General features: G+C 51.7%; 8 protein-coding genes. 3 read left to right on the top strand and 5 right to left on the bottom strand.

The window, feature by feature from the left end:
* Positions 1 to 65 precede the first annotated feature (65 nt).
* Together glgA and amrB are read left to right on the top strand one after the other, a co-directional pair.
* Positions 66 to 1,574 carry a glycogen synthase GlgA gene (glgA, locus tag OEY64_02755; GenBank protein ID MDH5541864.1) on the top strand — a complete coding sequence of 503 codons (1,509 nt, stop codon included), beginning with the start codon at positions 66 to 68 and terminating at the stop codon, positions 1,572 to 1,574.
* 17 nt (positions 1,575 to 1,591) lie between these two features.
* Positions 1,592 to 2,398: an AmmeMemoRadiSam system protein B gene (gene amrB, locus OEY64_02750; GenBank protein MDH5541863.1), complete on the top strand. Its 807-nt coding sequence runs from the start codon at positions 1,592 to 1,594 to the stop codon at positions 2,396 to 2,398.
* Positions 2,399 to 2,454: 56 nt separating this feature from the next.
* Here the strand turns inward: amrB and OEY64_02745 are convergent, their stop codons facing one another.
* Together OEY64_02745 and OEY64_02740 are read right to left on the bottom strand one after the other, a co-directional pair.
* The gene (locus OEY64_02745) at positions 2,455 to 2,835 is read right to left on the bottom strand and encodes a hypothetical protein (GenBank protein MDH5541862.1); all 381 of its coding nucleotides are present in this window, start codon (positions 2,833 to 2,835) and stop codon (positions 2,455 to 2,457) included.
* A gap of 80 nt (positions 2,836 to 2,915) precedes the next feature.
* Positions 2,916 to 3,650 carry a DnaA/Hda family protein gene (locus OEY64_02740; protein ID MDH5541861.1) on the bottom strand — a complete coding sequence of 245 codons (735 nt, stop codon included), beginning with the start codon at positions 3,648 to 3,650 and terminating at the stop codon, positions 2,916 to 2,918.
* A gap of 145 nt (positions 3,651 to 3,795) precedes the next feature.
* On the opposite strand from OEY64_02740, the gene mutL reads away from it, so the two are divergent.
* Entirely contained in the window at positions 3,796 to 5,580 is a 1,785-nt protein-coding gene (gene mutL, locus OEY64_02735) for a DNA mismatch repair endonuclease MutL (protein ID MDH5541860.1), read from the top strand.
* 120 nt (positions 5,581 to 5,700) lie between these two features.
* Here mutL and OEY64_02730 read toward each other — a convergent pair whose 3' ends face one another.
* The 3 genes from OEY64_02730 to OEY64_02720 form a co-directional block, all read right to left on the bottom strand.
* The gene (locus tag OEY64_02730) at positions 5,701 to 10,170 is read right to left on the bottom strand and encodes a PAS domain S-box protein (protein MDH5541859.1); all 4,470 of its coding nucleotides are present in this window, start codon (positions 10,168 to 10,170) and stop codon (positions 5,701 to 5,703) included.
* 418 nt (positions 10,171 to 10,588) lie between these two features.
* Entirely contained in the window at positions 10,589 to 12,859 is a 2,271-nt protein-coding gene (locus tag OEY64_02725; protein MDH5541858.1) for a response regulator, read from the bottom strand.
* Positions 12,860 to 12,861: 2 nt separating this feature from the next.
* Positions 12,862 to 13,416, bottom strand: a complete 555-nt coding sequence (locus tag OEY64_02720) for a YfiR family protein (protein ID MDH5541857.1) — start codon at positions 13,414 to 13,416, stop codon at positions 12,862 to 12,864.
* Between the last annotated feature and the right edge of the window lie 8 nt (positions 13,417 to 13,424).

Genomic DNA, 13,424 nt, shown 5'->3' with positions numbered 1-13,424 from the left:
GCCACTTTTTCCTTGCCGATTTACCCCTTTTTTCATGATATTCTGGCTCGGTAATCTTTCACATTTTGGGGGCCGCAATTAGCCAAGAGAAGAGTCTTTGCATCTTTTTTGCCTCATCAGAGGTCAAACCCTTTGTAAAAACAGGGGGTTTGGCCGATGTCTCCTATTCACTCCCGGTAGAGCTTGGAAGACTTGGCCACAATGTCAAAGTGATCCTCCCGCTTTACGGTTCGATCGACAGAAGCGGTTTCACCAGGCTCCCGTTCACAATTGAAAAAAAAGTTGGAAAAAAAATTTTTCATGCCGCAGTTTTTTCAAAAAAAATAGCTGAAAATACCGAAGCCCTGTTTATCGACCAGCCGGAGCTTTTCGGGGGACTTCCAAACCCGTATGGCGATGAGAACGGGGACTATGAAAACAACGATGAACGCTTCATCTTTTTCGACCTCGCGGTTGTCGAATTGGCAAGATCGTCACAGCCTCTCCCTGATGTAATCCATTCAAACGACTGGCAGGGGGGGCTCATTCCGCTGTTACTCCGACTGGAGAGGGGGATTGACCGCTCCCCGCTCAAGGGGACTGTTTCGGTTTTTTCGATACACAATCTCGCATACCAGGGACTTTTTCCGAAAGAGTCGTTCAAACTGACCACCCTACCCGAAGAGCTATTCTCCATTGATGGAGTGGAGCAGTACGGAAAGCTCGCGCTCCTCAAAAGCGCGATACTTTTTGCCGACGCGCTGACAACCGTCAGCCCCACATACGCCCGCGAAATACTCACCCCGGAGCTAGGCTTCGGACTTGAACCGTTCCTCGAAAAACGGAAGGAGGATCTCGCCGGAATATTGAACGGGATCGACACCGACGAATGGAACCCGGAGACCGACCGGCTTATACCAGCCAATTTTTCGATTAACAGCCTTGAAGGGAAGAGTCACTGCAGAAAAGCGCTGATCGACCGGTTTGGTTTGACCGGTGGGGAGGATACCCCGATCTTCGGCATGGTCTCACGACTTATCGAGCAGAAGGGTTGCGACATAATCGCCGACTCAGCGGAAAAACTGATGGAGGAGAGGATGAACCTCGTCATCCTTGGAACCGGACAGAAGGAGTACGAATCTTTCTTTACATCACTCGCCAAAAAGCATCCGGGAAGGGTGGCGCTCAAAATCGGATTCGACAACACCATCGCCCACCTTATCGAGGCGGGATCCGACATTTTTCTAATGCCGTCCCGATTTGAGCCGTGCGGTTTAAACCAGATGTTCTCCCTTCGGTACGGCACGGTCCCGCTTGTCCGCTCTACGGGGGGGCTTGCCGATACCGTCACCGACTGGACCTCCAACCCTGAAAGAGGGAATGGTTTTGTTTTCAGCAAACCGGAAGCGGGGGAATTCCTCGACGCCGCAAAGCGGGGGATAAAGGCGTTTGGCGACCGTGCCGAATGGACGAGGATCATGAGGAACGGAATGTCGCAAGATCACTCATGGAAGGGGTCGGCGAAGAAGTACGAAGAGCTCTACCTCTCACTTCTGGAAAAAGGAGCTAAAAAACCACAAAGAGGTTTAGAATAAATCAAGGTGATTTGAATATGCCCATTACTGCGAAGAGAAGAACGGCGGTGGCTGGAAGTTTTTATCCGGGCACCGAAAAAGAGATGTCGAAAGAGGTAAACAGGCTCCTTGGCGACAGTCGCGTTGAGCGGGAAGTCGCGGGCTGCATCTCCCCCCACGCCGGGTGGATGTACTCCGGGGAGGTTGCCGGAGCGCTGTTCGGCTCGATAAAGATACCTGACAGCATAATCCTTATCGGACCAAACCACCGTGGCCTTGGAGAAAGGGTCGCTATCGACAGCGCCAATGCGTGGGAATTCCCGTTCGGCGATGTCCCTGTCGACCGGGAACTCGCCAAAAAGATAGCCTCCGATTGCGAACATGTAAGGTTTGATTCCGCCGCGCATATGATGGAGCACTCCCTCGAAGTGCTAGTTCCGTTCCTCTATTACAGGAACAAGAATATCAGGATAGTGCCTGTGTCGCTAGGTACGCAGAGGGCGCAAACGCTCAAGATGCTCGGGAGCGCTATCGGGAAGCGCGCATCCGAATCGGGCTCGCTAGTGATATCGAGTAGCGATCTTTCCCATTTTTTGACCGACAGCGAGGCGCGGGAACGCGACCGGCGCACTATTGAACAGATTGTGGAATTCACGGAGGAATCGATTATAGATATATTAAAGAGCGACAACGCCCTCTGCGGAGTCTCCTCTGTTTCAACGCTCCTATGGGCGGCTGGCGAGATGGGGGCAACGAAAGCGGAGCTGGTGGAATACGCGAACTCCGGCGACATAACCGGCGACCTGGATCGGGTCGTGGGGTACGCAAGCTTTATAATCAGCTAGCACAGGGACACCGTTCAGTGGGAGGCTAATGCCCTGACCCTTTCAACTCAAGGAGGTCAGGCGGGCCTGTTGTAAACGCTGTAAATAGCCCCCCCACCGTAGAGGCAGAGGAGTATCCCAATACAGAGGTAGAGGAATCCTTCCCCTGTCATGGCGAGATATATAAGGTAGCTACCGGCGAAGAAAAGGAGGAGAGCCGCCATGATAATGAGGGAGTATTTGACAGCTTCCCGTGCGGAGGTGGCGTATCTGGGGAGCTTATATTTGAACTTCAGGTAATTGAAGTAATGTTCTAGCCTGTCCCCCAGCCCCGGTTTTGCTGATGAAAGCTCGACGCGGCAGTATGTGCAACGTATGTCGGTGGACCTGTTTGGACAGCCGCATTTCGGGCAGTCTATTATCTGGCCGCTCTGTCCTTCGCCAATCCTTTTTCCCATTAACTCCTCGAAATATTCAGGATGAATTTGAACCAAACTCCAATCAGTATGATATTAAAAATCGAGCCCTCTTTCCAATTTTACTTTTTGAATATTTCACCGGCCGACATCGCCTCCTTTATATGCTGTATGCCGATGTTGCGCTCCCCTTTTCCAAGCATCGATTCGAGCCTGCCGAGCAGCCCTACGAGATCGCCGATCGACCTGGCGGAGTGCTCAAGGATGTACTTGACCTCTTTTTGCGAAAGTTCGATCTGCCTGTCGGCGGCGAGTTTTTTGAGTATCTCCCCCTTCTCCGCATCACCGGGCCTTTCGATTGCCACTATCAGTCCGGAGAGGAGCCTGGTATAGAGGTAGTCCGGCATATTCCCCCCCCTTGCCGGCGACTCTTCCATTGTGGCGGCGAAAAATCCCCCCTTCCCCGTGAGTTCGTTGAAGAGGTGGAAAACCTCATCGAAAAGCTCCGGCGTTCCAGAGAGGGCGTCAAGGTTGTCGATGCAGACAACCTGATAGCCGGCAAGATTCTTCATCTCTTCCCGTATCTTCCTTTTATTCAGCATTTCAGCCGCGTCGACTACGGCGGTTGATCTTTCATCCGCGATATTTATCGCCATCCCTTTAAGGAGATGGCTCTTGCCGGATCCCCGGCTCCCGAAGATCACCAGGCTTTGGATATTCCCCTCGCGCGTGAACCTTCTTGCTGCCTCGAGCGGGACTGCGTTGTGCTCCCCCTCGATGAACCTGCCTAGCGAAAAGAGAGTCTTCTCCGGCAGGGTCAATCCGAACCTTAACTGACTTGGTTTATCGCTCTTCATTTCGCTCAGACTCGTCTCCTGTTATGTGGTATATATATTACTACCATTAATTATCTTACCGCTTGCATGGCGGACGCATTACTATTACCATGCAGACAGAAAGGTAAATTATCGGCTTATGGAGAATAGCGGTCAAATAAAAGTTATGCCCCCGGAGCTTGCCAGCCAGATAGCGGCTGGTGAAGTGATCGAGAGGCCCGCAAACGTCATAAAGGAGCTTATCGAAAATTCCCTCGATTCCGGGGCGACCTCCATAGAGGTGGAGGTGTCGCTATCACGGAAGAGGATCCGTGTAAAGGACAACGGCGCGGGGATACCCTCCGGCGAGCTTCATCTGGCGGTTGCGAGGCATGGGACGAGCAAGGTATTCGAGCTCGACGACATATTCAATATCGGCACTTACGGCTTCCGTGGCGAGGCGCTCCCCTCGATTGCTTCCGTTTCGCGGTTTACGCTCTCATCACAAAGGAGCGGCGAAAAGAGCGGAAGGACAATAGTGGTCGACGGCGGCAAAACCGTGAGCAGCCATGAAAGCCCCCCTATCGGCGGAACGGAGGCTATTGTTGAAAACCTTTTCTACAACACGCCGGCCAGGAGGAAGTTCGCAAGGGCCAACACAACCGAAATGGGTCACATCACCGGAAGGATAATACAGGCCGCGCTGGCGACCCCCTCCGTCAGGTACACATTCATAAAGGAGAAAAAGAGGGTGATGGAGTTCCCCCCCGCCTCGTCGCTCCTCGAAAGGGTTCACCAGATATTCGGCTCGGAATATTCTGAAAACCTGGTGAAGATGGAATTGGCCGACGGCACACTCCATGTCTCAGGCCTCGCCGGAAAGCCGGAATTCAACCGGGCAACAAATCTGGACCAATATTTTTTCGTTAACAACCGTCCGGTGAAGGATCCCCTTATCAGGATGTCGCTCGCCAGGGCGTTCGACGATCTCATCCCGCGCGGCAGAAAGCCGGTCATCTTCATCTTTATCGAACTCCCTGTAAATGAAGTCGACGTCAATGTTCACCCGACAAAGGCCGAAGTCCGTTTTTCCGACCCCGGGAGGATTACTTCCGCCATCATCGCCTGCGTCAGGCAGTCGCTTTCAAAATACGCCGGTGGAGGTGGATACTCTGTCGCGGCGCAAACTGCCGGTACAGACTACTACGTCGCCCCGGCGCTCTCCGGTTATCCCGCTCCCAAAATGGAGCCTCATCTTGCCAACAAGCGCGAAACGGGGATGTCTGCCGGGTTTGAACGATCGTTCGAGCTTTGGAGCGAACCGCTCAGAGAAAACGACAGAAGCAATTACCCCCCCCTTGGGGAGATTCCGGTATTTTCGCCGGTGCATGGTGTCCTCTCCCCTCAATCGAAAGTTGTCGGTCAGCTGTTCGATACCCTTCTCATCATTGAAGACGGCAACAGGCTGGTAATAATGGATCAGCATACCGTTCACGAGAGGATACTTTATGAAAAGTTCCTCAAGCGACTGAAGGAGAAAAAGGTAGAGCGGCAACAGCTACTTATCCCACTGACGATAGACAAAAAACATGGGCGGGCAGATGTCATACGCGCCCATCTCAAAACGTTCGACGACCTGGGATGGAAGATAGAGGAGTTCGGCGACACCTCTTTCATCGTCCGGGAGATCCCGGCCATCCTTTCGGGAAAGGATATCGTCCCGCTCATCGACGAACTCGCCGAGAGTATCGCTGGAAACCGCGACTCCGATTTCACGACGATGATATCGGGACTCGTTTCAAACATGGCATGCAGAGCGGCGGTCATGGCGGGAGATACACTTTCGCTCAACGAAATAACCGCGATGGTCGCCGAACTCGGTAGAGCCGAACTCCCCTACACCTGCCCGCATGGAAGGCCGGTGGCGATAAACATCGAAAAAGAAAGACTGTTCCGCCACTTCGGAAGGTAGGCGAGATTACTCAAACGCTCTTTTCCCGCCCGATCGCGCTGGATATTTTTCATTCCCGCGTCCGCAAAGGTGATTGAACTGCCATGACTATGAACAGCAAAGGACTGCAACCCTCGGCAGCTAAATTATATATCTCCTCACCCTGGGGAGGAGGTCCCCCTTCAATATCGGTTTGTTTAGAAAATCATCCGCCCCAAGCTGGAACGCCCTCTCCTTTATCTCTGTATCCTTGTCGCTTGTCATGATAAAGAATACCGCGTTCTTGATCGACTTCTCTTTTTTCACCCTTTCGAGGAGCTTTAGGCCGTCGATCTCAGGCATGTGGAAATCGGCGATTATAAAGTGCGGAGCCTTCTCCCTGATGAGCTCCATCGCCTCCTTGCCGTCGAGCGCTTCGATTATCTCCACCGACTCATCCGCAAGGATCGTTCTGATGATATGGAGTACACCTTCATCGTCATCCGCCACGAGGATCCTCGGCGTCACGACCGGAAGCGCAATAGTGAAGCTGCTCCCGGCATCCGGCTTTGAATCCACCGATATATCCCCCCCATGCGCCTTGACGATATCCATTGCCAGCGGGAGACCGAGGCCGGTGCCGGTCTCCCCGGCGGTTCCGACGGTCGATGTCTTCACCTCATAATCAAACAGGAATTCAATTTTTTCGGGCGGAATTCCCACTCCGTTATCCTTGATGGCAAGGAGTGTCTTCTCTCCTGCGGAGTGGGATATCGTTATCCTGCTGTCGCGCCCGCTGAATTTTATCGAGTTAGAAAGGACGTTAGCGACAACCTCCGAAAGGAGCTGCTCGTCTCCGAAGACCCTCGCACCGGGCTTTATTTCGTTAACAATTTCGATCCCTTTCTGGAGGGCGAGATAGCTGAGACCCGAAAGCGCTCTCAATGAGACAACATACAGATCGTGGAATCTCATCTGCGGAACCAGCTTACCGGTCTTAAGCCGGGAGATATTCAGGAGTTCTTCTATCAGGCTTATCATCCCCTCGCCGCATTTCAGCGCGGACCCGAGGATGACATTTGCCCCTTCCCCCAGCGGCTCGGCCTGCTCGTTCAACAGCAGTTTCAGGTATCCCATCATGTTCCCAAGCGGCCCCTTGAGGTCGTGCGAGACCATCGACACAAACTTGTCCTTCAGTTTTGTGGCCCCTTCAGCCTCTTCCTTCGCCTTTCGGAGCTCCTCGAAGATTCGCCTGCTTTCAGTAATATCCCTTATCGCGCCTACGAAGAATTTCTCCTGGTGATCCCATACCGACTCCTCGATCCTCAGTTCAAGCGGGAACTCCGAGCCATCCTTTCGAAGGCCTTCCAGTTCGATCCTCTTCCCTACGACCCTCGCTTTCCCACCTTCCAGATATCTCTTGAATGACGTCCTGTGAGATTCCCTGAAACGCTCCGGCATAAGTATTTCGAGCGGCTGTCCGATAATCTCCTCTTCGGAACAGCCGAAAATTTCGCAGAGCTCTCCGTTCACGAATGTCACCCGCGAATCACGATTGGCAACGACTATCCCTTCTCCGACCGATTTGACTATCGCCCTGATATTTCTCTCCGACTTTTCCAGGGCGCGCTCGGCCTCCTTCCGTTCGGTAATATCCTGCAACGTCCCTTCGATGAGGAGGACCTCCTCATCGCTGTTCAAGGTGACCTCCCCCTGGTGATGCACTACGCGAATATTCCCATCCTCAAGAACTATTCTGTGATCAAGGTTCCATGGCTTTTTCTCTTCGAGCGCATCGAAAATTGCCCGCTTCAATCCTTCCCTCTCCTCCGGGTGGGTCGTCTCCAGTATCGCCAGGTAATCCGCCTTCCCCTTCTTCTCGCTTAAACCGAGTATGTGATAGAGCTCATCCGACCAGCTGAACTTCTGATCCGGCACATCCCATGTCCAGTTTCCAATATTTGCTATCTTCTGGGCGCGGGCGAGTATCTTCTGGCTGTTTCTCAGCTCTTCTTCGGCGCGCTTTCTGTCGGATATATCCCGAACCACGCCGATTATAAAGCTTCTGCCGCTCTCCGAAACCAGCTTTACGTTTATCTCTACCGGTATCCGGGCGCCGTCTTTTCTTATATGAACGCTTTCAAAGAGGAGTGAATCCTTAGCTTCCAGCTCCGCAGTGTGTGCCTGCCACGCTTCAACTTCACTTACGGTTGCGTCGAAATCTATTACCCGCATCTTCATCAACTCTTCACGGTCATATCCGAGGTGCTCGCACCCCTTGTCGTTTATATCGAGAATGAGCGCGCTCTCCGGGTCGACCAGAAGGATCATGTCGTTAGATCTGTTGACAAGCCTCCTGAAAAGAAGTTTTTCTTCCTCTGCGCGTTTGTTTTCGGTTATGTCGGCATGCACCGATATCCAGACCTTCCCGTACTCCTGGTGGTCGAACCCCGCGATTGACGCAAAACACCAGAACGTGGAACCGTCCTTTTTGATATTGTGAACCTCCCCCTGCCAGAAACCTTTTTCCTGCAGCAGAGTGACTATTCCCCTCGCGGTCTCCTTCGGATCGCGTTCCGTGGGCGCGTTAAGTATGGCGACCTCTTTGTCCAAAAGCTCCCCCTCACCATAGCCGAACATCTTCTCAAGTCTGGAATTCGCGTGAACTATTTTCATGTTGTCGGCCTTTATCAGCAGAACCCCCTCCCCCATGTTCGCCATCATCTCGCTCTGCAGACGCATGGTCTCCTCGGATTTCCGCTGATCGGTGATATCGTGTCCCGTGCCATACATCCTTGCAGGCGTTCCGTCCCTCCCGTATTCAACCCTCCCCTGCCCATGTATCAGCCTTACCGTGCCGTCGGGACGGACGATCCTATGTTCAATATCGTAATTCCCGCCCCCCTCCAGCGTGAGATTGACGGCCTGGATCACGCTCTCTCTATCGGATGGATGTAAAATTTCAAGGAACTTTTCATACGTAGGCTCGAATTCCTGGGGAGAGAATCCGAAGAGCCTGAAATTTTCGTCGGACCAGTAGAGATGGCCTGTTTGAACATCCCAGCTCCAGCTCCCTATGTGCGCTATCTCCTGCGCTCTGGCGAGGGATTCCCCCCTGCTCTTGGCAAGATCTTCCATGTTTTTTCTTTCTGTTATATCGGTAAGGAACCCGCGCAGGCCGACAGGCGCCGAGGCCGAATCCTTTATGACGCTCACCATATCCTTGAACCAGATAACCTTGCCGTCCTTCGCGATCATCCGATATTCGAGTGTGTGACCCTCACCTTTTTTGACAAGCTCCCCGCTCTGTTTTATTGCCTTCTCCCTGTCTTCGGTATAAAGATGGTTCACCCAGAAATCCTGCTTGCACCACTCCTTTTCGCTGTAGCCTGTGAGCTTTCCGGCATGCGAGCTTACAAAGGTGAACTGCCGCGAAGGGAACTTCGCTTCCCACGCGATCAGGAGACCGCTCTCCACCAACAGCCTGTATTTTTCCTCGCTCCGCAAGAGCGCCTCTTCCGCGCGCTTTCTCTCCGTAATATCCCTGGTGACTCCAATGATAAACCTCTTCCCTTTTTCCCGAACAAGCTTTACGCTGACCTCTACCGGAAATTTGTAGCCATCCTTCCGGACATGCACACTCTCAAAAACAAGCTCTTCATGTTTCTCCAGCTCTTCAATTCGCTTGTTCCACTCGTAGATATCCTTGATGGTTGAATCGATATCAATAATGCTCTTCCCCATGATCTCATGGCGTCCGTAACCGAGATTAGCGCAGAACTTTTCATTGAAATCGAGGAACCTTCCGTTGTCGGGATCAACAACGGTGATGGCGTCGCTGGAGCGGTCAAGAAGGGTCCTGAAAAGGAAAACTGCCTGTTCGGCCTCGCTCTTTTCCTGTATCCTCTTTTTATTCAGCCTCGATACGAACCCGATGGCAAAAAGCCCGATTATCCAGAACAGGTTGTGCGAGATGGCTATTGATGCAACTTCGCTTTTCTCTATTTCCATATACGGCTGTACCGGAAGGATTACCCCGACCCCACCCCTCACATCGCCGACCTTGTACCCTTGATGCGCGTGACATTTAAGACATCCCTCTTCGGTGATCATCGGACGCATGAACCTCAGAAACGGAACGCCGTCGATCTTGGTGAATTCAACCGCTTCAGCCGCGCCATTCTCGAAGGACTTTAGCGCTTTCTTTTCCCACTCGTCGGGAGCGTTTGCCGGGTTAAGGAGTTTCAGACTCGTAATGCGCCCTTTTATCCCGTATTTGTCGCTGTAATCGTTCATCAACTGGCGCAAGGCGTAAGCGGGATTCATCAGGGTAAGTTTTTTTCCCGATTTGGTTTCGATATCCCTTTCCGGCACATGCGAAAGAAGAGGATTTGGAGGTGTTCTTTCATCCACAGGGACGTAAACGCCGCCATGCGAAGTAACCCAGTACCTGAAAGCCTGATCCTTGTTGAAGTGGATGGTTGCTTCCTTGACCGCCATTTCCAGGGTGTCTTTCCTATGGTGGCTGATGTTCCACAGAAGGGAGATGGCGATAAAGACACTCCATACCAATACGGCTCCCCAAGGGGAAAAAATCAGCTTTGCTATCCCTGATTGCGGCTTTGAGGTCATATTTACACCGAAAGATCCTGATCTGTCTCAGGCTACTCCTTGCATTACGTACACCCATACGGGAAATTGACGGTTTTTTATGCCGTCGCTTTCATCCAGAGAGATCAGCTTCTCCCTTTCGTAGCTTCCATGATGCAGAAAATCAGTAAAAAAAACGTTCCATTTCGCAACAAATCTGATTTCTCCCCTTTAGGGAATTTCCACCGTTTAGTGCGCATATTTCGGATGGAAGTTCCAACCAAGTACATTTTACCACATGCAAGGATTTGGTTTCATAAGGCTTAAGCTTAACAATATCTGGAAGTTTCATAATTTCTGAACTCCGGTACCGTCAATACGCAAAATATCTGGATTGCTGTACGTTTATCGAACAAAGGAATCGAAAAATGTGAACCGAAGTACAACCGCCTGTAGCGGCCTATAAAATAAATCTCTTGATACGCGGGATCATTTCGTTTTGCGTGACCGGTTTTACCAGGAAGTCGTCCGCTCCAAGCTGAAAAGCTCTCTCCGATACTTCAGGCTCCCTGGAAGTTGTCATTACTATAAAAGGGATATCTTTAAGGAGTTCGGTATTTCTCACCTTTTCGAGCAGTTCCATACCATCCACTCGCGGCATCATTATGTCGGAGAGAATGAGATGAGGGGTTTTCTCGCTGAGAATATCGAGTGCTTCCTGTCCGTCCCTCGCTTCCATAATAAACACATCCAGCCCTTCAAGCATGAACTTTACGAGTTCCATCAGGTTTATGTCGTCTTCCACAAGGAGAATGACAGGCTTCACTATCGGGAGCGAAACGGTGAAAGTGCTCCCTATGCCAACTTCGGAACTTATGGCTATGTTCCCCTTGTGCGCCTTTATGATGTCCATTGAAAGCGGGAGCCCCAGCCCCGTTCCGGTCTCACCTGCGGTGCCTATAGTGGAGGTCTTCTCTTCGTAATTAAAGAGTTTACCTATCCTTTCGGGGGCGATCCCCTGCCCGGTGTCGGCAACGGAAATTTGCCCCCCGTTTCCTGACGGAAGGAATATCCTGATAGTGTCCCCTTGATTGCAGAACTTCACCGCATTTGAAATAAGGTTTTGCAAAACCTCCTGCAGAAGCTGTTTATCGGCATATACGCGGATGCCGGGTCTTACGTCGTTCTGTATTGTCACACCCTTCAGGGACGCGGGATAGGCGAGGCCGGAAAGAATCTTCAACATGATAATGTGAAGATCGTTGAATGTGTAGTGCGGCATGATGTTTCCGGTCTTGAGCCTGCTGATGTTGAGGAGATCATCTATCAATGTGAGCATTTTCTCGCCGGAATCTAGGGCGATGCTTAGGTACTTTCCCGATTCCGCAGAGATGCCATTCGCAGAGTCCCTTTTGATAAGCTCCAGAAATCCCAAAAGACTTCCAAGAGGCCCTTTGAGGTCGTGGGAAACTAGCGATACGAACTTGTCCTTTAGCCTTGTGGCCTCCTCGGCGCTATCCTTTGCCCTTCGCAGTTCTAGCTCTGTCTCCTTCAGTATGGAGATGTCGCGCCCCGTTCCGGTAAAGCCGGTCACTTCCCCCTTTTCGTTCCTGAGAACAATTCCGTTGCAGTAGTAAGGGAAAAGGTCGCCGTTCCTGTCGAAGAATCTCGCTTCGACCGTTGCCTCCCCATTTTGGAATACATCCTTTACCCTCCTCATGACGATATCCCGGTCATCTTCATGAATGAATTCGGTTATCGGCCGTAGCATCAGCTTGTCCGGCCCCAGCCCAGTGAGCATTGCCAGTCCGTTGTTCCATTTGATCAGTTTCCCTTCCATGTTTACGACGTAAAGGATGTCGGGATTTGCGTTCATTATCGTTTCCAGTTCGCTTAGCGTGCGGGCAAGCGCCTGTTCCGCCTTTCTGCGGTCCAATAGTTCTTCGTTTAGATTCGTATTGGCGATGTTCAACTCTCTTGTACGCTCCTCAACTTCCTTTTCCAGTTCTTTGCCATGTTCCCTCAGCTTTTGATCCCTTGACTGGATCTGTTCAAGCATCTCGTTAAACGCGTTCATGAGGTCGCCGAATTCGTCGCGGCTGTCGCTTTTTGCGCGGACGGAATAATCCTTGCTCTCAGAAACCGATATGGCGAGGCTTGAAAGGGCCGCTACCGGATTTGAAATAAGCCCCTGAAGCCTTGAAGAGACGATCATTGAGGCTATCAACGAAATAAACATTACCAGCAGAACTGTCATCGAACTTTTTATTGTCAGTGCGTTCAGCTCGTCCATGTTTGCCGCCAGGAAAAAGGTACCTATCCTCTCACCGTCGAATATTATCCCCCTTGCAAGGATAAGCCTCCCGCCTGAAAAGCTCTGCCCGTCCTCGCCTGGGTATTCAGGAACGTCAAAATCCGCGTTCATCTTTATATATTTCACGAACAGCTCGCCGTCAGCGGAGTATATAGCGGCCCCTTCGATAGACGGCCTGGCGCTCAGGCCACCGAGCGTATCCCTTGCCGAACCGGTGTCCATGAACGCGAGTGAAGCGGCGTTGTTGTTTCCCGTGATCTCCGCTAGCGAAGAGAGATCCTGCACTATGGTCTGCCTTAGCATGTATCTCTGGTAGAGGATGAACGACACCGAAGCGAGAAGGAGCGCCACAACAGTGGTCACCCCGATGATGAGCCCCAGCTTCTGCTTTATCGTGAAGTCCCTGGTTTTCGGCATGGCTATTTTTTCACCGCCTCGGCAAGTTTCAGAAGCTTCGCGCTTATTCTTATCCCTGCCTGTTCGGAGGCCTTCAGATTTACGGCGAAGCGAACCTTGTTCTCCCTCATCGTGAACTCAATGATCCCCCCGGAATCCATGAAACCTTCCACATCGGATATGGTTAAGACACCGAATCCCGAAAGGGACTCGATTATCGAGCCGATACGGCTTTCTTCCGATTTACTGATAAAGAGGAGGTGGCACGATTTCAGCTCCTCCTTATCCTTGAACTTGCTGAACCTGAGAACGTCGAATCCTCTCCCCCTGGCCGATTTTTTTGTGAGGAGGTCCATCTCGTTGCCGAAAGGGTCTTCGCCAAGCACGCATACGTTTACAGGGGAGGCCTCGCTACTGAATGCCTGTTCGGGCCAGTCGACGAACTTCGCGAAGTTGTATATGAAAACGGATTTTACCTGGTACTCGGTGAATACCTTCTCACTTGAAAAGGCGGATGAGCAGAGAAGTAGGGAGATTACCGCCGCGATGACATGTATCTCTCCGTTCTTTCTTTTCAAAATTCCGA

The sequence above is a fragment of the Nitrospinota bacterium genome (assembly GCA_029881495.1).
In the GTDB taxonomy this organism is placed as follows: Bacteria; Nitrospinota_A; UBA7883; order JACRGQ01; family JACRGQ01; genus JAOUMJ01.
The sequence above is the reverse complement of the archived record's forward strand: the minus strand, read 5'-3'. Positions and strand labels throughout refer to the sequence as shown.